This is a genomic window from Bacillus yunxiaonensis (assembly GCF_037104695.1).
Taxonomy (GTDB): Bacteria; Bacillota; Bacilli; order Bacillales; family Bacillaceae_G; genus Bacillus_A; species Bacillus_A yunxiaonensis.
The window spans coordinates 329,504-354,517 of the sequence record NZ_JBAWSV010000004.1 but is presented as its reverse complement, the minus strand read 5'-3'; the positions used below and the strand labels follow the sequence as shown (position 1 = coordinate 354,517).

25 protein-coding genes, 1 other RNA gene and 1 riboswitch are annotated in these 25,014 nt (G+C 35.9%); of the genes, 8 read left to right on the top strand and 18 right to left on the bottom strand.

The annotated features are described in order from the left end of the window. Positions 1-22 precede the first annotated feature (22 nt). Positions 23-187: a hypothetical protein gene (locus WAX78_RS13930; protein ID WP_336483035.1), complete on the bottom strand. Its 165-nt coding sequence runs from the start codon at positions 185-187 to the stop codon at positions 23-25. A 342-nt stretch (positions 188-529) separates the two neighbouring features. On the opposite strand from WAX78_RS13930, the gene WAX78_RS13925 reads away from it, so the two are divergent. Together WAX78_RS13925 and WAX78_RS13920 are read left to right on the top strand one after the other, a co-directional pair. Beyond that, positions 530-1,699 carry a DUF418 domain-containing protein gene (locus tag WAX78_RS13925; RefSeq protein ID WP_336482858.1) on the top strand — a complete coding sequence of 390 codons (1,170 nt, stop codon included), beginning with the start codon at positions 530-532 and terminating at the stop codon, positions 1,697-1,699. 343 nt (positions 1,700-2,042) lie between these two features. After that, positions 2,043-3,371: an erythromycin esterase family protein gene (locus WAX78_RS13920; RefSeq protein ID WP_336482857.1), complete on the top strand. Its 1,329-nt coding sequence runs from the start codon at positions 2,043-2,045 to the stop codon at positions 3,369-3,371. Between the two features lie 544 nt (positions 3,372-3,915). Here the strand turns inward: WAX78_RS13920 and pbuX are convergent. Together pbuX and WAX78_RS13910 are read right to left on the bottom strand one after the other, a co-directional pair. Then, entirely contained in the window at positions 3,916-5,238 is a 1,323-nt protein-coding gene (gene pbuX / locus WAX78_RS13915; RefSeq protein WP_336482856.1) for a xanthine permease PbuX, read from the bottom strand. 1 nt (position 5,239) lies between these two features. Continuing rightward, a complete protein-coding gene (locus WAX78_RS13910; RefSeq protein ID WP_336482855.1) occupies positions 5,240-5,833 on the bottom strand; it encodes a xanthine phosphoribosyltransferase in 594 nt (197 codons plus the stop codon). A gap of 107 nt (positions 5,834-5,940) precedes the next feature. After that, a riboswitch (purine riboswitch) is annotated at positions 5,941-6,042 on the bottom strand. Positions 6,043-6,417: 375 nt separating this feature from the next. On the opposite strand from WAX78_RS13910, the gene WAX78_RS13905 reads away from it, so the two are divergent. Genes WAX78_RS13905 through WAX78_RS13895 form a run of 3 tightly spaced genes read left to right on the top strand, consistent with a single transcriptional unit; the run spans position 6,418 to position 8,714 of the window. Continuing rightward, entirely contained in the window at positions 6,418-6,564 is a 147-nt protein-coding gene (locus WAX78_RS13905) for a cytochrome c oxidase subunit 2A (RefSeq protein ID WP_336482854.1), read from the top strand. A 30-nt stretch (positions 6,565-6,594) separates the two neighbouring features. Next, a complete protein-coding gene (locus tag WAX78_RS13900) occupies positions 6,595-7,068 on the top strand; it encodes a cytochrome c oxidase subunit II (RefSeq protein WP_336482853.1) in 474 nt (157 codons plus the stop codon). Next, positions 7,065-8,714, top strand: a complete 1,650-nt coding sequence (locus tag WAX78_RS13895; RefSeq protein WP_336482852.1) for a b(o/a)3-type cytochrome-c oxidase subunit 1 — start codon at positions 7,065-7,067, stop codon at positions 8,712-8,714. The genes WAX78_RS13900 and WAX78_RS13895 overlap by 4 nt, the downstream gene beginning before the upstream one ends. Positions 8,715-8,752: 38 nt before the next feature. Here WAX78_RS13895 and WAX78_RS13890 read toward each other — a convergent pair whose 3' ends face one another. The 9 genes from WAX78_RS13890 to WAX78_RS13850 form a co-directional block, all read right to left on the bottom strand. Beyond that, positions 8,753-10,270, bottom strand: a complete 1,518-nt coding sequence (locus WAX78_RS13890; RefSeq protein WP_336482851.1) for a carboxypeptidase M32 — start codon at positions 10,268-10,270, stop codon at positions 8,753-8,755. Between the two features lie 125 nt (positions 10,271-10,395). Then, positions 10,396-12,333, bottom strand: a complete 1,938-nt coding sequence (locus WAX78_RS13885; RefSeq protein ID WP_336482850.1) for an ATP-dependent DNA helicase — start codon at positions 12,331-12,333, stop codon at positions 10,396-10,398. A 132-nt stretch (positions 12,334-12,465) separates the two neighbouring features. Then, positions 12,466-12,651, bottom strand: a complete 186-nt coding sequence (locus WAX78_RS13880; protein WP_336482849.1) for a DUF3921 family protein — start codon at positions 12,649-12,651, stop codon at positions 12,466-12,468. Positions 12,652-12,714: 63 nt separating this feature from the next. Then, positions 12,715-13,851, bottom strand: coding sequence for a THUMP domain-containing class I SAM-dependent RNA methyltransferase (locus WAX78_RS13875; protein ID WP_336482848.1), 1,137 nt, complete (start codon positions 13,849-13,851; stop codon positions 12,715-12,717). Positions 13,852-14,061: 210 nt separating this feature from the next. Beyond that, positions 14,062-14,450, bottom strand: an RNA gene (gene rnpB, locus WAX78_RS13870) — RNase P RNA component class B. A gap of 87 nt (positions 14,451-14,537) precedes the next feature. Continuing rightward, the gene (gene gpsB / locus WAX78_RS13865) at positions 14,538-14,885 is read right to left on the bottom strand and encodes a cell division regulator GpsB (protein WP_336482846.1); all 348 of its coding nucleotides are present in this window, start codon (positions 14,883-14,885) and stop codon (positions 14,538-14,540) included. A 70-nt stretch (positions 14,886-14,955) separates the two neighbouring features. After that, entirely contained in the window at positions 14,956-15,510 is a 555-nt protein-coding gene (locus WAX78_RS13860; protein WP_336482845.1) for an SLOG family protein, read from the bottom strand. Between the two features lie 58 nt (positions 15,511-15,568). Beyond that, on the bottom strand, positions 15,569-16,072 hold the full coding sequence (locus tag WAX78_RS13855) for a spore coat protein (RefSeq protein WP_336482844.1): 504 nt from the start codon (positions 16,070-16,072) through the stop codon (positions 15,569-15,571). A gap of 445 nt (positions 16,073-16,517) precedes the next feature. Further along, complete coding sequence (locus WAX78_RS13850; protein ID WP_336482843.1) at positions 16,518-16,934, bottom strand: YppG family protein; 417 nt, start codon at positions 16,932-16,934, stop codon at positions 16,518-16,520. A gap of 292 nt (positions 16,935-17,226) precedes the next feature. Between WAX78_RS13850 and WAX78_RS13845 the strand changes: the two genes are divergently transcribed. Next, the gene (locus WAX78_RS13845) at positions 17,227-17,436 is read left to right on the top strand and encodes a YppF family protein (protein WP_336482842.1); all 210 of its coding nucleotides are present in this window, start codon (positions 17,227-17,229) and stop codon (positions 17,434-17,436) included. A 114-nt stretch (positions 17,437-17,550) separates the two neighbouring features. Here the strand turns inward: WAX78_RS13845 and WAX78_RS13840 are convergent, their stop codons facing one another. The 3 genes from WAX78_RS13840 to WAX78_RS13830 form a co-directional block, all read right to left on the bottom strand. Next, entirely contained in the window at positions 17,551-17,901 is a 351-nt protein-coding gene (locus tag WAX78_RS13840; RefSeq protein ID WP_336482841.1) for a YppE family protein, read from the bottom strand. A gap of 13 nt (positions 17,902-17,914) precedes the next feature. Next, positions 17,915-18,157 carry a hypothetical protein gene (locus WAX78_RS13835; RefSeq protein ID WP_336482840.1) on the bottom strand — a complete coding sequence of 81 codons (243 nt, stop codon included), beginning with the start codon at positions 18,155-18,157 and terminating at the stop codon, positions 17,915-17,917. A 529-nt stretch (positions 18,158-18,686) separates the two neighbouring features. After that, positions 18,687-19,688 (bottom strand): DUF2515 domain-containing protein, encoded by a 1,002-nt coding sequence (locus tag WAX78_RS13830; RefSeq protein WP_336482839.1) that lies wholly within the window; start codon positions 19,686-19,688, stop codon positions 18,687-18,689. A gap of 105 nt (positions 19,689-19,793) precedes the next feature. Here WAX78_RS13830 and recU point away from each other — a divergent pair, with 105 nt between their 5' ends. Continuing rightward, positions 19,794-20,396: a Holliday junction resolvase RecU gene (gene recU / locus WAX78_RS13825; protein WP_336482837.1), complete on the top strand. Its 603-nt coding sequence runs from the start codon at positions 19,794-19,796 to the stop codon at positions 20,394-20,396. Between the two features lie 65 nt (positions 20,397-20,461). Beyond that, positions 20,462-23,062, top strand: coding sequence for a PBP1A family penicillin-binding protein (locus WAX78_RS13820; RefSeq protein WP_336482836.1), 2,601 nt, complete (start codon positions 20,462-20,464; stop codon positions 23,060-23,062). A gap of 44 nt (positions 23,063-23,106) precedes the next feature. Here the strand turns inward: WAX78_RS13820 and WAX78_RS13815 are convergent, their stop codons facing one another. The 3 genes from WAX78_RS13815 to dnaD are packed head-to-tail and all read right to left on the bottom strand — an operon-like array spanning position 23,107 to position 24,998. After that, entirely contained in the window at positions 23,107-23,622 is a 516-nt protein-coding gene (locus WAX78_RS13815; RefSeq protein ID WP_336482835.1) for a YpoC family protein, read from the bottom strand. Further along, the gene (gene nth, locus WAX78_RS13810; protein WP_336482834.1) at positions 23,619-24,275 is read right to left on the bottom strand and encodes an endonuclease III; all 657 of its coding nucleotides are present in this window, start codon (positions 24,273-24,275) and stop codon (positions 23,619-23,621) included. Before nth ends, WAX78_RS13815 begins: the two co-directional genes overlap by 4 nt. 15 nt (positions 24,276-24,290) lie before the next feature. Further along, positions 24,291-24,998 (bottom strand): DNA replication protein DnaD, encoded by a 708-nt coding sequence (gene dnaD, locus WAX78_RS13805; RefSeq protein ID WP_336482833.1) that lies wholly within the window; start codon positions 24,996-24,998, stop codon positions 24,291-24,293. Positions 24,999-25,014 lie beyond the last annotated feature (16 nt).

Genomic DNA, 25,014 nt, shown 5'->3' with positions numbered 1-25,014 from the left:
GATTTCTATGTAATATAGTTCATTATTTAGTTGCTCCTACTCGATTTAACACATGCTTTGTTACAACTGCATATAAAACAACTGTTCCTGCTAAAAATGCGTATACCATATAATCACACCTAACTTTCTTGATAATGATTATCACTTTTAAAGATATTTTATCACTAAAGAGAATGATTATCAACATACATTTAAAAATAAAAGCTCTCTTTCAGAGAGCTTTTCATACTGCCTGTTTTAAAGGAGTGTAAAATTGTTGTGCCCTCTTATTATAACTCACAGAAGAAATGTTAACAGTTTAAAAAACTGGAAATATATATCCCCTGCTTTTCACACCGTATATACTAAAAGTGATGAAGAAAACTTCCATCAGTGGAAGTTTTCTTCATCCCCCACTGATGGAAAGCTCTCGCCAATCGGGCGCATGCCAGCAGCTATCCCACACCCATTTTCTTCACTTATCTCTCAATCTTGAGGTGGGGCTCTTACTGCCCGCGAATAGCGGGATAAAAAGAAAAGGAGATGAAGTATGGAACAAAGTATTTCACAAAATGAAAGGATTCATTCTATTGATATTATACGCGGGATTGCAGTTTTTGGTATTTTCCTTGTAAACTGGCCAGTATTAGCTGGCATTGAATCAAGAGATTTAACAGGTGTTTACGAAGGATTGGATCGTTATATTCGACTATTTTATGATATATTTGTCCAAACAAAATTTTACACGATTTTCTCCTTTTTGTTTGGCCTTAGTTTTTATATTTTTATGACGCGAGCCGAAGAGAAAGTACATCGTCCAAAAATATTATTTATACGTAGACTATTCATTTTATTATTGTTTGGATTTTTACATTATGTGTTACTTTGGGATGGCGATATTTTACATAATTATGCGATTAGCGGATTCGTTCTCCTTTTATTTTATAAAAGACAACCAAAAACTTTACTGATTTGGTCGATTATTTTGTTAAGTATATGGGAATTCATTATGTTACTTGCTAGTTTAACGATGCTAGTCGTTCCATCTGAAAAGCTTGGGGGTTTTTCAGCTCCAGTTATTCCATTACAAAATTGGATCTTGCAAGTTCAAGATCGCTTTACCACTTTTTACTCTGAAGAAATCGGCTATTCTCTTATGATGCTACCGGAAACAGTTGGTCTCTTTTTACTCGGTCTATACGCCGGCAAAAAAGAAATCTTCCGCCGCAAAAAAGACATTGATACAAAGCTAAAAAAATGGCAAATCATTTCCTTCCTTGCTACTTTGCCAACTTGGTGGATTATGATTGTCTATTTCAATATGAACGATTCATACGTGCCGTTTAAGATGATTGCCTTTATTACGTTAAGCGGAAAAACATTATTCATTTTTTACATTCTCACACTTATGCGTCTGTTGCAGCATGCAAAATGGCAAAAAGTATTCCGCCCCTTCCAATATGTTGGCCGCATGGCATTAACAAACTATATTTCGCAAACTATTGTAACCTTATTAGTATTTGGCTTATTATTTCAAGCAAATATCATATTCCCACTATGGGGCGGCACACTTTTCTGTATTGGCTTCTATATGATTCAAATCTTTATCAGCCGCTGGTGGCTATCTCGTTATCAGTATGGACCACTTGAATATATTTGGCGTCTTAGTACCTACGGAAGAAACATGCCGTTGAAAAAACAAAGCAGTATCTCGTCATAATTTATCAAAAGTCAAGATACTTTATAACTTTCTTGTCCTTTATATAATGTTGCACATTATATAAAGGACAAGAGAAGGATAGATAGGATAGAAAATATTTATGCTGTTTATTCCACAGAATTTAAAAGTGAAAAACAAAATAACCTGCTTCCTGTATTTTTGGGTGGCAAGTTATTTTGTTTTTTTGTATTGGCATGAGTAAATTAAGGATTTCTTAAGAATCTATTAAGAAATAAGTGAGTTTTAGGAAATAGAATAAATTTGTGAGAGGAAAATTATGTTTCAAACGGATGCTCTTAGAACATGTCAAAAAACTAATAAATAAGCATTTTAGGAGGTTTTTATGAAAAAAATGACTACTACAATTCCCGCTGCTACTATATCACTGACTAATTTTACAGAAAATACTTATGCAACTTCAAACACAGAGATTTCTGTTACAACGCCCCACAATACTAATCCAATAGCCAAATGGTTAGAAGAGCATGCAAATCCTTTAAAAACAACTAATCCCACTGCATCTCTTAATGATTTAAAACCACTTAAGGAGATGGTAGGATCAGCTTCAATCGTAGGCTTAGGTGAAGCTACGCATGGGGCTCATGAAGTTTTTACAATGAAACATCGCATTGTTAATTATTTAGTATCTGAAAAAGGCTTTACCAACTTAGTTTTAGAAGAGGGATGGGACAAAGCTTTAGAACTAGATCGCTATGTTCTTACCGGAAAAGGGGATCCTAGCCAACATCTATCGCCTGTATTTAACACGAAAGAAATATTAAATCTTATCAATTGGATACATCAATATAATGCTAATCCAAAACATAAATCCAAAGTGCGTGTCATTGGGATGGATATACAATCAGTAAACAGAAATGTTTATAATAATATAACAGAATATGTAAAAAGAAATAATCCAAATCTTGTGTCTAGTTTAGAAGAGAAGATAAAAGACCTTATTCCTGTAACAAAGGATGTTTCTATCATTGGCAGCCTTACGGAAGAAGATAAAGAAAAATATATTTCAGATGCTAAACAAATCAGTGCTTTATTAGAACAAAATAAAAGTACTCTAAACGGAAACTCCAAAGAGTTCGCATGGATAAAACAAAATGCCCGTATTATCGAGCAGTTTACTACAATGGCAGCATCATTGCCTGATAACCCGTCAGATCTTTTTTTGAAGCATGATATTGCAATGTATGAAAATGCGAAGTGGGCAGAAGAACATTTAGGAAAAACAATTGTATGGGCACATAATGGACACGTTTCGAAAACAAATATGTTACCTTTTATATATCCTAAAGTAGCTGGACAACATTTAGCAGAACATTATGGAAAACAGTATGTATCTATTGGAACATCTGTTTATGAAGGACGGTATAATGTTTATAATAGTAACCGTGAATTTGGCCCATATGGAACAGTAAAATCAGATGATCCAAACAGTTATAACTACACCTTGGGACAAGTCAAAAACGACCAATTTTTGATTGATTTACGTAAGGCAAACGGAATGACAAAAACTTGGTTAAACGCGCAACATCCATTTTTTTCCGGAATAACTTCCGTAGGCCCTGACATACCGAAAACTGTTAATATATCATTAGGTAAATCGTTTGACATACTTGTTCAAATTCAAAAAGTGAGTCCATCTCAACTAAATCTATAAATCTGTAATAATGTGGCTCAACGAGGTGTGGTATCGATGATAGTGTAAATTTACAATAAAGTCGTTTAAAACATAATAACGTTGTTAAAAAATATCAGTCACGTTATTGCATTAAAGGGTCATTTAATGCAATAACGATCATAGAGATGATCAAACATTTTTATAGAAGAATGTTTCAATTGAATATAGAAAAAGCGTGTTTTGATTATTTTTTTCCAAAACACGCTTTTAATATTTGCTCTTTTATCAACGTTTATAGAGTTAGTTTAATCAAACTCCATTTCAAGGTTACATCAAAAAAACAACCCTTGGAACTAAAGAATTTTTTATCCGTAAAGGATTACTTTTTTGAATAGGTTAATTCTCATACATTTATTGATACACAATATTTTACAGATTCTTCTTCAACGAATTCGACCCGTTTGTTGAAGAAGAAAGATGATAAAGAAAGTATCATCTATTTAAACATTTCAAAATGACTTGCAACCCATTTTTTATGATTGAATGCCACATAACACTCATGTACAATCACACGTCTTTAATTTTACGCTTCAGACACCGCACTTTGCATTGCAACTTGCTCTTCTTTTATCTTCGTTTGCTTTTGCGGAACCATATTAAACACAATATTTAAAAGTACTGCTGATGCACTTCCTAATACAATTCCGTTATCTGTTAAAATACGAACGCTCTCTGGCAGCTGCGAGAATAATGTTGGCACAACTGTTACACCAAGACCAATCCCAACAGAGCATGCAACAATTAATAAATTTTCCTGTTTTGCAAAGTTAACAGCGCTTAACATTTTAATACCATATGCCATAACCATTCCGAACATCGCAAGCATTGCACCGCCAAGTACTGGCGTTGGAATAATTGTTGTTAATGCTGCAATCTTTGGAATAAATCCAAGTACAATTAGCATACCGCCGCATGTGTAAATGACAACACGATTGCGCACACCTGTCAGTTGAACAAGACCTACATTTTGTGAATATGTCGTATACGGAAATGAGTTAAAAATACCACCTAACATCATTGCAATTCCTTCTGCACGGTATCCTTTTGCTAATTCTTTTTCACCAATTTTTTTGTTACAAATATCTGATAGTGCAAAATAAACTCCTGTTGCTTCGACAATTCCCACACAAGCAACGAGAATCATTGTAATGATAGGTGTTAATTCGAATGTTGGTGTACCAAAGTAAAATGGCTGCACACCATGAAACCAATCTGCTTCCGCTACTGCTTGTAAACTTACCTTCCCCATTAACGCAGCAATTGCTGTACCAAATAATAATCCTAATAAAATAGAAATAGAGCGAATGAAACCATCAAAAAAACGGTACATAATGATGATAAATAACAATACTCCAAATGCTAATGCTAAATTGGATAAACTACCAAAATCTTTGCTTCCTACACCGCCAGCCATGTCGTTAATCGCGACTGGAACTAATGTAACTCCAATAACTGTTACAACTGAACCCGTAACAACTGGGGGAAATAGTTTTACAAGCTTCCCAAACACACTAGAAAATAAAACAACGAATAGTCCTGCTGCAATAATAGAACCATACACAGCGGATACCCCATATTGTTTACCAATAGCAATCATCGGTCCGACTGCTGTAAAAGTACAACCAAGCACAACTGGAAGCCCAATACCGAAAAAGCGATTCGTTAATGCTTGTAAAATTGTTGCAATACCGCACATTAATAAATCAATTGACACTAAATACGTAAGTTCACGCTGATTTAATCCAAGTCCGCCTCCAACAATGAGCGGAACGATAACTGCCCCAGCATACATTGCCAACATATGTTGAATACCAAGAGATGCAATCTTAAAAGGGTGTTGTTTCATCTTACTTCACCTCCGCTACCGCATGTTCGACAAAACGAACTGTCCCATTATTAAGCGATGCGATTTCTGCCAACGATTCTACACGAACGCCGCTCTCACGTAATTTACTTCCGCCATCTTGAAATGCTTTTTCAATCACGATTCCGATACCCGCTACTGTTGCTCCTGCTTGCTGTACTAAGTTCATTAAACCAAGTGCTGCCTGACCATTTGCTAAAAAGTCATCAATAATAAGAACACGATCGTCTTCATGTATATATTGTTTTGATATGGAGATCTCGTTCGTTTCTTGCTTTGTATAAGAATATACTTTTGCAATATACATATTATCTTGTAACGTTAACGATTTACGTTTTCTTGCAAAAACAACTGTAACACCAAATTCTAATGCAGCCATCACAGCTGGAGCAATTCCTGAAGACTCAATCGTCACGATTTTTGTAATCTTCTCGTCTTTAAAACGCTTGGCAAATTCTTTCCCGATTTCTTGCATAAGCACTGGATCAATTTGATGGTTTAAAAATGCATCTACCTTTAACACATCATCTGACAATACTTTTCCTTCTCGCATAATTTTCTCTTGTAATAATTTCATGGTTTGTTCCCCCTCTTATGCAAATAAAAAACTCCAAAAGCAGCCTTCACCCAATACAAGTGAGAGACGTGCTTTTGGAGCTTTGCTAAAAAAGAATGCAACTATAGCATATATTCGTCCTCACTCATAGTCGAAGCATTTACGGTACTTCGGTAGAAACTTGCAGGCCATATCCCTACGATTATATGAGTGTTGCTAACTTATTTAATTTAATAAAAGGATTATAACTCACTTTTTTTACTTTGAAAAGCATTTCTCGAAAAAAACACGTACAAATTTCAAAAATATACAATCTTCGTTCGACTTTTGAAACCTCTTTCATTTTGAAATGATACATATACTTTTTAAGAAATCCAAAACCACTTAGCTTGCTAGCATTGTGAATGAACTACCCATTTCACATTTCTTTCACATTTCCTCATTATAAAATCTGTAATAAATCACGGTTTATCAGCTTTTCATCATAAGCATAGTTTTAATTGTATCAATGAACACTTTTTGAAAGCACTGCAGACTATGTAGTAATTGTCAAAATATTTTGTATGATAAAAATGTAAAATTCACTTTCTTGAGGAGGAGAAAAAATGGGGGAGCGTAAATTACAGCCAGTCGAGAAGAAACAACAAAAGAAAAGTTCACTAAAAGGAACATTAATTTCTGTTTTTTTACTCGGCTTCTTTCTAATCTTTACATGGTTTAGTGTATATCAAATTTTTTTAAATCGATTGTAATGTTATTGGTAAACAAAGGGGAGATGGGATATGCACCTGCATAAATACGAAAAAATTTGGCTCATTTTCGGTATTGGTTCATTATTTGTATTTTTAGCTGTAATTGGAATAAGTGCCTTTTATATGGGAAACCAGCCGCCCAGCTGTTTAACAACAATTGATCCAGAAAAAGTAAATGCGACCGCTCCGTTTGATCATCCTGGTGTAAAACAAGTTGGTAAAGATCATTATCAAGTAACAATTGTCTCACAAGCCTTTTCCTTTACACCAAATGTGATTAAAGTGCCAAAAGGCGCCAAAATTGACTTTGTTGTCGCAACGAAAGATGTTGTGCATGGTTTTGAAATTGCTGGGACAAATGTGAATATGATGGTTGAACCTGGCTATGTTAGTACAGCTTCTCAAGTATTCCACAAGCCAGGTGAATATTTAATCGTATGCAATGAGTATTGTGGTACAGGCCATCATATGATGAGTGCGAAAGTAGAGGTGACTGACAAATGATGCATGTTCAAGATAAAATATATAAAAAAGATGCCAAACTTGCGATGGCTCATATACATGTTGCATTTATCGCTCTATTTTTAGGAGGGATATGCGGGCTACTGCAAGTACTTGTCCGATCTGGAAAGTTTAATCTTCCAGCTGGAATTGGTTATTACCAAGTACTAACAACACATGGTGTGTTACTTGGCCTCGTATTAACAACATTTTTTATTATTGGCTTTTTGTTTGCTTGTATGAGCAAAACTGCTGGGATTCTTTCAAAAGGGGTACGAACAACAGGCTGGATTGGTTTTTGGCTTATGACGATTGGAACAACGATTACTGCAGTTTTTATACTATTAAATAAGGCTACTGTTCTCTATACATTTTATGCTCCGTTAAAAGCTCATCCTGGATTTTACATCGGTCTTACCCTCGTTGTTGTCGGTAGCTGGTTTAGCGGCTTTGCAATGTTTGCTCATTATCGCACATGGAAAAAACAAAATAAAGGAAAGAATGGTCCATTACTTAGCTTCATGGCTGTTATTACAATGCTGCTTTGGCTCGTTGCTACTCTTGGCGTTGCTGCAACAGCACTCGTACAATTTATCCCTTGGAGTTTAGGCATCGTTGATAAAATCGATGTACTTGTTAGCCGAACATTATTTTGGTACTTCGGCCATCCACTTGTCTATTTTTGGCTTCTCCCTGCCTATATGGCATGGTATGTCATCATTCCGAAGATTATTGGCGGAAAAATTTTTAGTGATTCACTCGCTCGTTTATCATTTATTTTATTCTTATTATTTTCCGTTCCAGTTGGATTTCATCATCAATTAACAGAACCAGGTATTGACCCTGGGTGGAAGTTTTTACAAGTCACCTTAACATTCATGGTTATCATCCCTTCATTAATGACGGCATTCTCTCTATTTGCATCATTTGAGCAATATGGACGCTCAAAAGGAGCAACTGGATTATTCGGCTGGCTGCGTATGCTTCCATGGTCAGATGCTAGATTCTTTGCACCGTTCGTCGGAATGCTTATGTTCATTCCAGCCGGGGCAGGAGGACTTGTGAATGCAAGCCACCAATTAAACCAAGTAGTTCATAATACAATCTGGATAACAGGGCACTTTCACTTAACATTAGCCACATCTGTTGTATTGACATTCTTCGGCATTGGCTATTGGCTTATCCCTCACTTAACAGGACGTGTTATGACAAAAGAAATGAATCGCCTTGCGATAATTCAAACTTGTGTATGGGCACTTGGGATGTTCTTCATGTCTGCTGGGATGCACTTTGCTGGACTATTAGGAGCTCCGCGCCGCTCTTCTTTTTCCACATATGGAAATGCAACGCAAGCTATTGAGTGGATACCGTATCAAATTGCACAAGCAGTTGGAGGAACAATCTTATTCGTCGGCATTATACTAGCTATTATTATCTTCTTAGATCTTGCTTTCTTTGCACCGAAAGGGCACACTGAATTTCCTGTTGGAGAAGTATCTGATGCATCTGATCAACCACCGATTGTCTTTGAGAATTGGAAACTATGGCTTGGAATTACAGCATTACTTATTTTATTTGCGTATACCATTCCATTTATAGATATGATTCAAAATGCGCCGCCAGGTTCAAAAGGGTTTAAAATGTGGTAAGTAAAAAGCAGAGGGGGGTCTCCCTCTGCTTTTCCTTTTTATAATTCATAAATCTCTTTATACTTCGCCTCTAAATAATCAGCTAAATAGTTCGCATTCAATCCTTCACCCGTTACATCTTGTAAAATTTCTAAAGGCTTTTTCGTTTTCCCATATTGGTGAATGTTTTTTGTTAACCATTCACGAATTGGTGTCACGTTTCCTTCCGCTAGCAATGTATCAAAGTTCGGAATTTCTTCTAACATCTTATGTTTAAATTGCGCTGCGTACATATAACCAAGTGCATAAGATGGGAAGTAGCCAAACGATCCATCTGACCAATGCACATCTTGCAGTACACCCTGTGCATCCGTTTCTGGACGTATACCTAAATAACTTTCCATTTTATCATTCCATGCTGCCGGCAAGTCTTTTACTTCTAATGTTCCATCAAATAATTCTTTCTCCAGTTCATAACGAACCATAACATGAAGCGAATATGTAAGTTCATCTGCCTCAATACGTATAAAGGAAGGCTTCGATTCATTAATCGCATCATAGAATTCATTTACAGATACGTTTTCAAATTGTCCATCACTAAATTGTTTCAATACATCATAATTTTTCTTCCAAAATGATTTATTACGTCCAATAAAGTTTTCAAAGAATAGTGATTGTGATTCGTGAATCCCCATTGATGTACCACTGCAAAGCGGTGTACCTTCTAATTCTTCTGAAATATTTTGTTCGTATACAGCATGTCCACATTCATGAATTGTTCCGAAAACTGCCATGCGGAAGTCATTCTCATCATAACGAGTCGTAATGCGAACATCCCCTCTATTTAATGTAATTTCAAAAGGATGTATCGTTTCATCTAAACGACCGGCCTCGAAATTATAATTTAATTGTTTTAGTAACCCTAAAGTGAAATTCTTTTGTTGTTCTTTTGAAAAATGTTCAAATAAAGCATTTGTTTTTAATTCTTTATCGGACTTGGAAATTTCTTTTACAAGCGGAACAATACGCTCACGTAGTTGTCCAAATACGTGATCTAACACTTCTACCGTAATACCTGGCTCATACATATCTAAAAGCGTATTATATTTATAAGTTTCATAACCCCAATATGTAATAAATTTCTTCTTATATTCAACAATTTTTTCTAAGTATGGTCGAAACATTTCAAAATCAGATTTTTCACGAGCTTCTCCCCAAATACTTTCCGATTTTGCTTGTAATTTAACAAACTCTTCATACTCGGCCTGTGGAATTTTTTTATTTCGATCATACTCTTTGCGGCACTCTTCTACAATTTTCTTCGTTGTTTCAGAAATTTTATTATCTGCAATTAGCTGTTCTAATTCTTTTAAATATCTTTCCATCTCACCAGAAGTCGATAATGAAAACACCTCTGATGAAAGCATTCCTATCACTTCCGAACGTTGATCAACACCTTTCTTTGGTGCCCCCGTTCGTAAATCCCAAAATATTAGGCTTAATGCTTCCCCATAATTCTCTATCTTTTTCACATATGCTAAAAATTCTTTTTCTACTTCATATGTAGGAATCGTCATACTATAAAAACCTCCTTTTTCTACCTCACCCTTATTTCGACATAAACAAATAAATTCCTTTTCTAATAAAAAAAAAGCTTAGCAACCGCCAAGCTTTTTCCGATTAAAAAGAGAAAGATGTCATTCTATAGTACTGTACCTTCTACTGGGAGAACTTGTTTGACAGCTTCTACTACTTTTTCATTCTCACCTTCTGATAAGAATAACGAAATATATCCTTTATCTTCACTCGTACGAATTAAACGCCCAATTCCTTGACGAAGACGTAAAATCATATATGGAACGTCAACATCCCAAAACGGATCATTTACGTGCTTGCGCTTCGCTTCAAATACAGGGTCATTCGGAGGAAATGGAAGTGACCAAATAATAACATGAGATAGCGAAGAACCCGGAATATCTAAACCTTCCCATAAATGAACCGCACATAATACCGTGTCCTCTTCATTTTGGAAACGAGAAACAAGCTGACTAATTTCTTGATCTCCTTCATATAAAAACGGTACTGACATTTGTTCTTTACCTACATATTCTTTAAATGCTGATAGCTCTTGTTTCGTACGGAACAGAATCAATGTACGTCCATTTGTTTTTTGGATTTCTTCTAATGCATACTGACATTTTCTTTCCCATTCATTCTCTTTTGTATATGTTGGTAAATAAACTTTCATTTGCTCTTCATATTCGAATGGAGAAGCAACTGAGAATGATAAATAATCTTTTACCCCTAAGCTATTTGCAGTAAATGCAAAAGAATTATTTTCTGATAATGTCGCAGATGAGAAGATGTACGGAATTTTTTTGGAGAATACTTTTTCTTGCAGCACTTCTTCCACCGCACGCGGCATAATAACAAGCGTAAAGGCACCATCGCCTTCTTCTCCCCACGTAATTACATTTTTCTCATGCATAAACAAGCGTAATGAATGCTCTAATACATCTAAATGTTCGTCAACAATATTTAAATCATATGTGTTCACTGTGTACATTTCACTTTCAAAAACAAGCGCGTCGCCAACTTCAGAGATTTTTGCATATAAACGCTTTGCCTCTGTCGTTACTTTTTCTGTTAATTGAATTTCTAAACGGTCAGAACCAGCAATTTCTTTCTTACTTTCTTTTAGCGCTTCAAAGAACTGTTCCGTTTGCCAAATTGTTTCTTCTACTAAATGAGCGAACTCTTCGCGAATATCATTTTGCAGTAATCTTGTTAAAAGTTGTTCCATCATTGTTTGTTTTAAACGATACGTAAGTGCTTTTTGCGCTGCATATTCTACAAGATGCCCTTCATCAAAAACAACGCAGCTACTTTCTGGTAACAATGGCATTTGTCCTTCACGTTTACGTGCATCATACGTCCAAATATGATCCATATAAAAATCTTGCGAACAAATAATTAAATCTGCTGCTTTACGATAATGTTCACGAGATAATGTTTGTCCGCAGCGATGACGAGACTCACATGTAAAACAGTCTTGGAAATAGTCCCAAGATACTTTAGACCATTCTTCGTCGTTTAATAACGGAAATTCTTTTCGATCACCGTAATGAGTAAAGTTTTGCATTGTTCCATGATCAAATACGAATTGAGGCAATTCATAATATAAATCTTCAATCACTTCCGGTGCTCGTCCACTCATTACATCTTCGAGTTTACGTAAACATAGATAATTCTCCATTGATTTTGCCAAACGTACATCGACAGATAATCCTAATGCTTCTGATAGTTTAGCAATGTCCCCTTCTTCTTTCACAAGCTGCTCAATCAACGTTTCGTCCGCACAAGCAATAATAGCTGGCTTCCCTGTATAACGTGCATAACAAATCGCATAAAGAAGATATACAATGGTTTTTCCTGTTCCAACACCCGCTTCAGCAAACATTACTTTCTTCTCTTGAAATGCTCGTTCTAATTGGAACGCCATAAAGATTTGCTCGTCACGCTCTTCAAATCCCTTTTCTGGTAAAATGTCGTAAAATACGTCTCCAATCCACTCATTTAACTTGTCGAAAAAATTATCTTGTTTCCCCACTTCAAATGGCAACTTTTGTTTCGTAAACATCATATTCCTCCAACTACATAATTTCTATATAAAAAGACAGAGCAACCACTCATAAAAAGAGCAGTTGCTGTTTTCTTGTTGCTTACATAACAAATGAGCGAAAAAAGTTTTCCTAGATGCAGGAAAACTTTTTTACTCTATCAATGATTTTAAATACTGTTTATCAATCAATGTTTCATGTGATAAAGCCGATAAATACTCTTCACGTGCTCTTTGTAATTCATGATCAGCTACGCCGTGAAGGTTTACTTCTTTTTCTAATTCATCATGTGTTCGATGAATAGCCCTTTGAATCATAGAAAATTGCAAACCATCCATTAGCGCTTCCTCCTTTAGATTATCGCATAATAGCAAGTATATGCGTTCTAAAGAAGTTTTATACTAATCACGCGGCGGACGTTTGCCGAAATACTGATAGTAATCAGTGCGAATAAATCCATTAAATAATTTTCGTTTCTTTGATGCATCTTTGCCGTACCATTTCTCAAACTCTGGATGGCTTGTTAATACATATAAAGACCAAGTATCCAGCGGCCTAAATGCTTGTCCCATCTCTGAATACATTTTTTCAACAAGAGGCTTTTCACTCAAACGCTCTCCGTATGGAGGATTCGTCACAACATAACCATATTCCTCTTTTGTTGTAAAATCTTTTACTTGCATTTGCTTAAATGTAATAAGATCACCCAGTCCTACTTCATCAGCATTATCCTGCGCAACTTGTACCATACGATGATCAATGTCTGATCCGATAATTTGAAGTGGTTGATCGTAGTTTGCTAAATCTTCTACTTCTTGACGAGCTTCATCCCAATTTTGTTTACCAATCCAACCCCATCCGTCAGAAGCAAAATCACGGTTAAAACCTGGAGCAATATTTTGGCCAATTAATGCAGCTTCAAGTGGAATTGTTCCAGAGCCGCAAAATGGATCTACAAATGGGCGATCCGGCTTCCAGTTTGTCAGCATAATTAACGAAGCTGCCAACGTTTCTTTTAACGGTGCTTCCCCTTGTCCAACGCGGTATCCACGTTTATGAAGCCCAACACCACTTGCATCAATTGTTAATGTTGCTACATCTTTTAATAGTGCAACTTCGATACGAAATAGCGGGCCATTCTCCTCAAACCATGTTGTACGTCTATATGTACTTTTCAATTTTTCAACGACTGCTTTTTTTACGATACTTTGACAATCAGGTACACTAAATAATGTAGATTTGATCGATTTACCAATAACAGGGAATTCTCCGTTTTCCGGAATATAATCTCCCCAATTTAGGGCCTTTGTTTTTTCAAATAATTCATCAAATGTTGTTGCCTTAAATTCACCAACTTTAATTTTCACACGATCCGCTGTACGGAGCCATAAATTACTGCGACAAATAGCTTTTTCGTCCGCTTCAAACGTTACTTTCCCATTATCTACCTGGCATTCATAACCGAGATTGCGAACTTCTCTTGCAACAAGCGCTTCAATTCCCATTGCAGCAGTTGCAATTAAAGTAACTTTTCCCATTTCCATTCTCCTCATATATAATCAAATACTCATTGGCAGTATATTGTTCTCTGCTAATCAGTTAAAATCATAACAACTTATTTCACTTCAATTGTATTAAGTTTGCAAAACTTTCTTTACCATTTTAACTCACATTCCAAAAGTTCATACAAATAAAAAGCCCTCCTCTTACAAAGGAGAGCTGAACTAACTCATGATTGGTTCATAACGTTCTGTAAGCCATGTTCTGTACCTTTGTACTGCAAACGGCCCACGCCTCGTACTCCGGTGGCAATCATCTATCTACAGAGCAATTGCATCTGTCTTTTCCCATCGTTCATTTCCTTAGGAAAAGTTCCCCTACCAATATTTGGGTTTCTCGCTCGTGGGGTTTACCTCGTTCCACTCCCATCATTTCTTCTGGGACTTCGTCACTGTGGCACTTTAAAGGTAGTCAAACCATATCCAATGGACTTAGGTTTTTTCCCTGCCGTTAATCCAGCATTACGCCAGAATACCCTAGCTTATGACTTCGCTAGGCACGAACACTACGACCATCTCAGGTCGTGCGAGCATGGACTTTCCTCTACAACTAAGCGTTGCAGCGATTACCCAAACGTTATGACATGAATTAGTATAGTGGAAACATAAACATTTTGCAACGTTTTTTGCATGTAAATTGCTACAAGTTTATTTAGATGCTTCCATTATTCGTACAATTTACTTCCAAACACAGCTTTTTCCAAATTCGACAGACGTTTTAAAATATCTGTATTCGTATTGTTATAAACTGGTTGCGGAGTAGGAACAGGAGCTGGAGTTGGCACTGGCTGAGATTGTACTTGTTGTGCCATTGCTTTTTGTTGCTCCAAGTCTTGCTTTAAACGTGAATTTTGTTGCTGTAATTGTTCAATTTCTTTATGGAATGCTTCATAATCCTTAATAATCATGTCTAAAAATTTGTCTACTTCTTCTTGTTGATAGCCTCGCATTCCTGTTTTAAACTCTTTTTCTAAAATATCTTTCGCTGTTAACTTAATTTTATCAGAAATCATTTATTCCACCTCAAGTCTTTACCAAAACTTTCATTAAGTAAATTTTTTCAGAAACAGTCCGTTTTGTCAATCATATATCCTTATTCCACTGTTCTTCTTCTATTATATCTTGTAAATCAGAAAAAAGTATAAAATAACATTGATAATTTTGTGCTTCTTCCTTTTTTTTCGCTGCCTCTACCATATATTTAGGACTTCCTGGTTTCTCTTCATCATACATAGCAAGTAGTGCATCACTTTTTTCAATGAAAAACTGATTTTTTAGCCGGAATTGTTCTGGGCTTTCATATTTCCGCTTCGTTATACTATCAACGTGATCAGCTTGTGAAAGAATAAATTCATAATACTCCCGATTGTTTTCTTTCCAATTTTCTTCTTGCTCTAAAAAAGGGGTAAATACAGCTAATTTCAAATCTGGATACTCCAATTGCAAATCAAATACAACTTCGGCTGCCCATAACTCAATCCCTAATTGTCCGCTAATCATAACCCATTCTAATCCTTCTTCTAACAAAGAAAGCAGCCTTTGATGTATCGCTTTTTTTATGTAAGAAATTCCAGGATGGTCATTTGAAAAAATGCCTAGTTCAAATGGCTTATATCCTGTAACAGCTACAACTTTCATGTGAAACGCCCCTTCTCTAAAAAAAAGAACTAGCAATTTGCTAGTTCTAGCATAGCACTTACTTTTTAAACATGCCACCAACATTTGGGCCTGGTGGTAACATTGCTGGACTTACACTTGGTCCCATATTTGGGCCTGGCGGTAACATTGCTGGACTTACACTTGGTCCCATATTTGGGCCAAATGGCGATACATGATGACCACATGGGCCATGATGTCCATGATGTCCATAATGTCCACCAAATCCACCAACTAACACTGGATCAGCAGGGTCTATAACAGTTGCAGCAGAGTTTGTTTGTGGGAAATAATGTTGAGATTGCACTACCTGATGATGAATGTGTTTCATATGTGTTGGGTGAATATGAGGAACCACCGTTTTTGAAAATGTGTGTGTTTCACAACATTTTGTCGGATGCACAATAGGAGGTGTTGTTGTAATTGGTGCAACTGCTCCCCCGAAAGGTGAAACTGCTCCCCCGAAAGGTGCTGCTCCCCCAAAAGGTGAAACTGCTCCCCCGAAAGGTGCTGCTCCCCCGAAACACGGATGACAATGATGCATAGTTTTCTCTCCTCTCACAGTTTGAAAATGAGCTTACACTTTACAATATGAGAAAAGAGTAAAAGCTGTTTGTTACAAATACCTATTTCTATATCGGAAATTTGTCTATAAAAAATGTTTAAAGTTTGTAAAAATAAAAACAGTTAATGTAATCATGACAAAAAACAAAAGTAAAATAACCTTTTTCACATTCGTCCTCTCCATACATCATATTTTAACGCTACTGTCATTGTAAAATGGATGGAAGGTCCGAACAACTCTTTTTTATGACATTTCACATGCAAAATTTGGATTTTTATTAACCCACACGTATCATACAAATTTTAGGGAATCCTTCTTCAATCCTTTACACATATTTCCCTATGTAAAAGATTAAAAAACAGCCCGTATGAGCCCAATTTGTTCAGCTAACCTTTCATGTGAAAAGCACCCATGAAAGGAAGTTTCACTTTATAAAAAAGCCTCCTACTTGTTTTACAATGCCGGTAATTTGATTCATTGCATTCATCATTTGACCTGCAGTACCCATCATTTTATTAATGTCATAATTTCCATCAGCTGTTTTAAACTGCGATATAAAACTAGAAAATTGACCTGGCTGTTGTTTTGTATAGTTTTGTTTATTCATCATCGGATATGGCGTATGTGGATGAAAAGAAGATTGAATAGGTTGTTTCGGTGGATAAAACATTGGTTGATTCATTGGCTGATTCATCGGTTGATTCATTGATTGATTCATTGGCGGAAGTTGAAAAGGTTGAAAATAATTTGTTTGATTCATATAGTAAGGCATAAAAGGATACATGTTATAACGTAAGTATGGATCTTGTTCAATCTGATACATGCTGGAATGTTGAAACATACATGCTCCCTCCTCTAACAGTTTTCTATATAGTTAGAATATGAAATCATAAAAAAAATGTGTAATCATCCTATAAGTTGAAAATTCCTGCGTTGACTAACTTTTTCATTGGCCATTACTAGTCGATCCCTATTTTTCCAAATCATTACCATGAAAGGTAAAAGATAATAGATAGTTGATAAAGTAATACAAATTATACCTTATGCAAAATTTAAATTTTCAAAAAAATAAAAAAGTAAGCGTTTGTATGCTACCATTAAATAGAAAAGATTCTTATGGGGGAGGAATCAGCATGGTATTAGGGGATTTAAAACAAGATTTTTTCGAAAAAAAGGGGTATGAACCTGAGGATTTAAATGAGTTACTTGATTTTGCAAGACATTCTTATTTACAAGGAAAAATTTGCTTATCAGAGTATAGAAGTGTAACACGTGAACTAGAAACAATCGGAGCTACAAAACCAGCTTACGAAACAGAAAAAGATATCGTGACAGAAATATAAAGTGAAATTTCCATCAGTGGGGGTTTTCTTCATCTCCCACTGATGGTAAGCCCGCCCAATCGGGCTTACTGCCCTAAAATAGCGGGATAAAAATAAGAGGGGGCTCCCCTCTTATCATTTACACTGTTCTAAAATATTTTGTAATGTATAATGAATCGCCTGATGTGTTTCATAAAAACGCTTTCCATTCATTTTCTTTGCAAAACACTGTAAAGAATTACTTTGTAAATTTGTACATACTTGTTCGACTTGCTGTACATGTATATATTTAGGCTTTGCCCGATACAACCAATCAGTCGCAAGTTGTTTCCATTCTTCTAATCCTTCATCTACTAAAGACACGAATGGCTTTATATCATGATAAAAGTCAAACTCAAGTTCTTCACTTTCTCTTTTTTTTGCAATTGTTTCATCATTATATTCAATTAATTTTTTTGTCACTTCAATTAATGCTATATATTCCACTATTTCCACCTACTTATATGCTAACTGCTACTACTTGAAACGTTTGTACCCAATTTCCTTTCTCTTCATGATGCAATAATTTCGTTTCCATATGTTTTATATGCATTTCCATTATCTCTACTTTATTCGCTACAAATTCTCTTTTATCCTTAAGCGCATGATTAACTCTAAGCGACACGTTCATTTCAAGCAAATCAAGAGTATTTAACATCTGATCCATTTTTTTCATTACATCCTCTTTCTGAACCATTTTCATCTTCAAAACGCCTCCCTCTTTGCCTTCCTTTTGTCATGTTAATTCGACAGCTCCTTTTTCGCTCCTGCATGCTTGACAAAACTAGTTTTAATTCGGCAAAGAAAGTGATTTTTTGTATGAAGTTTATGAAAGTGGCAACAATACGAAAGGGAGGTGTTGACAATGACTAAAAACAAAAATGAAGATAAGAAAACACAAACACAAACTCAAAACAAACGAAATAAACCAGAAACAGGAAATCCAAAATTAGATGGACCAAATTTCCCTGCTACATAAAGTGAAACTTCTTTTCATGGAAACGGTTTTCTTCCATAAAAAGTTAGTTGAACCAATCGGGCTTTTACGGTTGGTTTGATTCCCTCCCCGCTCTCACTTCTTACCAACCGTTTGAGCGGGATAAAGCGAAACTTCCATCAGTAGGTGCTTTTCCCATTGATGGTTACCAATCGAGCTTTTACAGCTAGTTTAACTTTCTTCCCGCTTTCATGAAGCGGGATTTTTTTTATTATATCATGAATACTGAATTCTGTTAAAAAAGGCTGTTGAGTGAAGCAAACAAGTGTAATTGCTTCTGTTTGTGTAAAAACCATTCTGTAATGTCAATGTTTATTTTCGGTTCTTCAAACAAAAACAATTCCTCTATATTCATTCCTGAATGAAACCAATCTTTCTCTGCATCACGATGATGTGAGATGACAGAAAATACATCACGAAGCTGAGGAGTATCTTGCTCCTTAAAAGTAAGGAAGTATTGTTCATAATCTAACCTCGATCCTGTATGAACTGTTTGAGAGGAAAATGTATAAAACGAATCCTTATAAGTTGGATGAAACAATAACCATGCTAATCGTTTCCCTAGCTCAATTCTCTTTATTAGAGTTTCAAACTGACGTACAGAGAAACCATATAATTTCCCATTAACTGTTGGAAATATCACTGCACTAAAATGAAATAATTCTTGAAACTTAAATAATAATGTTTGAAATACATGCTTTTGATAAAAAGGATGCTCGATTACCGGCTTTTGAATAATATGTTGTTCATTAATTATGAGCGCCGTCATAAGTCGACCCTCATTTTTTTGATTCCAAAAATAATTCCATTCTACTTCCATAAATATAGAAACAGAAAATATTTGTAACAAATGAAACAACGGTTTTTGCATTTGTTTACTATATTCATACAATAACAGCTGGGGATATGCATCTAAAAAAATAAGCCAATTTGAACGTTCATATGTAAGAAATAATTGTTTACGTATCTCCTTGGATAAAACTTTTGGATAATATTTTCCTTCTAAATCTGTCATATTCCAGCCTGCATTACGAGATATCATACTGGCTAAAAATGACCAACGAATTTCTTTATTGTGTTCATAATATTCTTTATAAGCATGCGTGCGCGAAATGTTATCAACATTAGCAAGAAGAGTTTGTTGTTCAATACGATGCACGATCTCTTTCTCTTCTTTTGTATAGGATATAACTTGCCTTTTTTGTCTTATTTTTTCATATTCACTTTGTGCAAACACAATACTTTCACCCCTTCTCTATATTCAAAAAAATCGCCTATTTTTCATTTTTTTTGATATAATCACCTTTGTAAGTGATTCTATGCAAGTTGGAGTGTACAATCTATGACCATTCGTTACCCAAACGGAAGAAAGTATAATGAAACGCAGCAAATTCATAATGGTCCTACAAGAAAACATACTTATAGTAATAGAGGTATGTCACTTGAAGAGGAACTAAATGACACAAATCAGTACTATTTAACGCACAATATTGCTTGTGTTCATAAAAAGCCCACCCCTCTTCAAATTGTAAAAGTCGATTATCCAAAACGAAGCGCTGCTGTAATTAAAGAAGCGTATTTTAAACAACCTTCTACAACTGATTACAACGGTGTATACAAAGGCAAATACATTGACTTTGAAGCGAAGGAAACGAAAAATAAAACAAGCTTTCCATTACAAAACTTCCACCTTCACCAAATTAAACATATGAAGCAAGTATTAGCTCATAATGGGATTGCATTTGTTATTATTAAATTTACACTTTATGATGAATTTTATTTATTAGAAGCAAAACATGTCATTACATTTTGGAATCGACAAGAAGCTGGTGGACGTAAATCAATTACAAAAGAAGAAGTGGCAGAGTATGGATACTTATTACCGTGCGGTTATCACCCCCGCATTGATTATATTCATACACTAGACACACTTTATTTTTCGTGATAGAGTCAACAATAAGGCTCATTTTTCGACTTTTGGGGAGGAAATGAAAGGTAGGAGAAAGTATAATGTCAGAAAATTATCGTTCTCGTGAAGAACGAAAACAAGCTAAAAAACAGAAGCCAGAACATCCTAAAAAAGAGAAACCAAAGAAAAAAGGTTCTTTTCTACGTAAATTTTTAATCACTTGCTTATTAGTAGGCATTGTGACGCTAGTAGCTGGGGTTTCTGCTTTCTTTATTATGGTAAAGGATGCTCCAAAATTAGATAAAGCAAAACTTGAAATTCCATTATCAACAAAATTTTATGATAAAGACGGTAATTTCATATATGAATATGGCGCTGAAAAGCGAACGAAAATCACATATGATCAAGTTCCAAAAGTAGTAGAAAATGCCTTCCTAGCTACAGAAGATGCACGCTTTTATGAGCACCATGGAATTGATTATAGGCGTACTGCAAAAGCGATTTTCTTAAATGTAACTGGGGATTTCGGCTCTCAAGGTGGTAGTACAATTACACAACAAGTTGTTAAAAACTATTTCCTGACAATGCAAAAAACTACAAAACGTAAAGTACAAGAATGGTATTTAGCTTACAAGTTAGAACAGCAATATTCAAAACATGAAATTCTAGAAATGTACCTAAACAAAATTAACTTAGGTAACCGTTCTTATGGTATTGCAACAGCTGCAAAAAATTATTATGGAAAAGAATTAAAAGATTTAACATTACCTGAGGCAGCGATGCTTGCAGGATTACCACAAGGTCCTAGTATTTATGATCCGACAAAACCAGAAAACGTGAAAGCTGCAACAGAACGACGCGACACAGTATTATATTTAATGAACAGACATGGCTATATTACGAAGCAACAAATGGAAGATGCGAAGAAAGTTCCAGTAACGGAAGGTCTTCAGCCGTCTCAAGAAGCAACACAAATGCCTTATCAAGGATTCTTAGATGCTGCAGTAAAAGAAATCGAATCACAAATTAAAGATGTCAACATTGGTTCTGATGGTCTTTCTATTTACACAACATTAGATCCAAAAGCACAGAACTATGCAGATAAAATAATGAATACAGAAGACGTTATTAACTATCCAAATGACAAATTCCAAGGTGCATTTGTATTTATGGATACAGAATCAGGTGAAGTTCGTGCAATCGGTAGCGGACGCGGTGAAGATAAAGCAACATTTAAAGGACATAACATGGCTGTTGACTTAGATCGCCAAGTTGGTTCTACAATGAAGCCAATTTTTGACTACGGCCCTGCTATTGAATATAAACAATGGTCAACGTATCATCAAGTTGACGATTCAACGTTTAAATATTCAACAGGACAAGAGGTTCGAAATTTTGATAACGACCACAAAGGTCCAATGTCAATGCGTGATGCATTAGCACAGTCTCGTAACGTTCCTGCTGTGAAAACTGCTAAAGAAGTCGGTTTAGATAAATCACAATCTTTTGCTGAAGGACTTGGTATGACATTTGGACAAGATGGTGTACATGAATCAACAGCAATCGGAAGTAATGCTGCATCCCCTCTTGACCTTGCTGGTGCCTATGCATCATTCGGAAATGGCGGTGTATATCATAAACCACACTTCGTAACAAAAGTTGTGTATCCTGATGGAAAAGAAGTGAACTTTACACCAAAAGGAAAACGAGCTATGAAAGATTACACAGCATATATGATTACTGATATGCTTCGTAGTGTTGTGGATTCTGGTACTGGTAAAGCAGCAAATGTTCCATCATTAGACGTTGCTGGTAAAACGGGAACAACAAACTTTGATGACAAAGTATTACGAAAATATGGCATTCCATCCTCAGCAAACCGTGACAGTTGGTTCGCTGGCTATACACCACAATATACAATGGCTGTATGGACCGGGTACGATAAAGATGGTCCAGAAAATTATATTGCTAATAAATCATCATCAGCTACTATCGCACAACGTATGTTTAAAGCGATGATGAGTGAATTTGGAAATGATAAATCTCGTTTTGAAATGCCAAGTAGTGTAGAACGCGTAAATAATGAGCTTTATGTTAAAGGTGCTAAAAAGGATGATGTTCCAAAAATTAACGTAGATGCACCAACTGGAATGAATCCATCATATGATCCTGCTACACAAACTATATCATTAAGCTGGGCTGCTTCATCTGATTCAGACGTATCCTATGCTGTAAGCTATAAAGGTAGTGATGGTTCTAGCGGTAGTGCAAAAGTTAGCGGCACAAGTGCAACCATTAGCGGTGTAAAACCTGGTGTTACGTATACCATCTCTCTTGTTGCGAAAAAAGGTGGCAGCTCAAGTGATGCAGCAACAGCGACGGTAACAGTGCCTGGTGGTGATGATTCTCAGAAAAAAGCTGAGGATGACGCTAAGAAAAAGGCTGAGGATGACGCTAAGAAAAAGGCCGAAGAAGATGCTGCTAAGAAGGCTGAACAAGATAAACAAAATCAAAATCAAAATCAAGACCAAAACCAAAATAACGGAACTACCCCACCAGGCGGAGGAACTACCCCACCAGGTGGAGGAACTACCCCACCAAGTGGAGGAACTCCCCCACCAGGTGGAGGAACCACACCGGGTGAAGGAAATCACCCGAATCCACCAGCAGACGGTGGAAATCCAAATAAACCGACTCAATAATAATGATAACAAGTTACAAACTAATAAAAAAGAAGCCATCTTCTCTAAAGAGAAGATGGCTTCTTTTGCATAATAAGTACTCTAACATATAACTTTTCCATTTCTTCATATAACTGTGTCAGCTGAATAAAAGAATGATAATGATCCGGCTGTTTCATAATAAATAAAAAACGTTCCATAAAATTAACTGGCTTTTTTTCTAGCCTTTCTATTTGTTCATTCATATCCTGTAAACTGACAATAGACGTTCCGTTCATCCAGTGTAAAATGGATAAAAGATGTCCTGCAAAACGGACCATCGGATCTTTTGCTTCCTTTTTGTTTCGATTTCGAAATAGTATAGAGATCTCCTCTTTTTGTTCTTTCCATAAGCTTAGTACAGTAGAAATGCTCTTTTCTATCTCATTCCACGGCTTATATCGCTGATCGATATCAAAGAAAAAGCACGTCTCTTTTAAAAGCTCTCCAAATGATTTCTCTGCATTGTATTCAATAACAGTCTCTTCTTCAAAGAAAGGACTACACCGGAAATCATTTGGTATTTCAAGTACCTGCTTCATTTCTTCTCCTTCTCTCTCATACGTTTCTTACCTTCACGACATAACTCTAACAACCTGCATTCTTCGCACTGGGGACGCTGCGCCTTGCAGTGATAACGTCCAAAGAAAATCATACGATGATGTGTTACACCCCACTCTTCCATCGGTACCTTCTTCATTAAAGTCTTCTCTACTTCTAATACAGAATCTTTCCATTTACAAAAGGCAAGTCGTTTACTAACGCGCTCTACATGCGTATCAACAGCAATGGCCGGAATACCAAATGCAACAGAGACAACAACATTTGCAGTTTTTCGTCCTACACCTGGCAACTTCGTTAACTCGTCTCTATCTTGCGGCACCTCTCCATTATATTCATCAATAAGCATACGGCATAGTTTTTGAATATTTTTCGCTTTATTTCGATACAAACCAATAGAGCGAATATCTTGTTGTAATTCTTCTAAAGGCACGCTTAAATAATCTTCTGGTGTTTTATATTTTTGAAATAAATTTTTTGTTACTTTATTTACAAGAACATCTGTACACTGCGCAGATAGTGCTACCGCAATAACAAGTTCAAATGCGTTGTCATGATTAAGTTCACAATGCGCTTCTGGATACATTTCTCCCATTACATCAAGGCAATGTCTAATTTGTGTTTTGTTTAGCATTTTTTCCTCCTACCATTATTGCTCTAACCAATTATAAAACGGTACTTTTCCTGTATACTTCGTTTCTTGACGCGATACTTGCTGATTTCGTTGCTGATTTTCTCTAAATTTACGTCCTTGGTTCTGCGCTTGATCAAGCGTTTTAATTCCGTTCTTCTTCCACTCAAACAATATGCGATCGATATACCGAAAGTTCAACTTTCCACTCATAACAGCCTCGCGAAGAGCAGCTTGAATTAAAAGGGGATCGTGCTGATCTTGATCTTGCCACATTGCTAACGTCTCGCACTCAAATGGAGATAATGGTCTTCCAAATTCATGCTCAAACACCGTATATAAATTTATTTGTAATTGTTTTTGTTCTCGCTCTTCTTCTTCAATATTCTCACTCATTAAAAAGTGTAATATCTTTTCCCAAAGAGGCTGTAATGAGTAGCTTTCGCAAATCATTGCTGCAGATTTACGGCTCCCTTCTAACGCTAAAAAACCTTTATGAATTAACGCTTGAATAATCTCCATACACTTTGTTTGTGTAATGGTCATCCGCTCTGCAATTTCTCCTGGTGTTGGGAAAGAATTTCCCGATTCTAAAAATGTATGGACATGCAATAGTACCATGAACTCTACTTCATTCAAACCGAGTTTTTTATAGTGCATCATTAATAATTTTGGAATCGCAATACTGCCTTGTTCAAACCACTCTAACATGATTTTCTTCTTCATAATCAAACACCTCGCT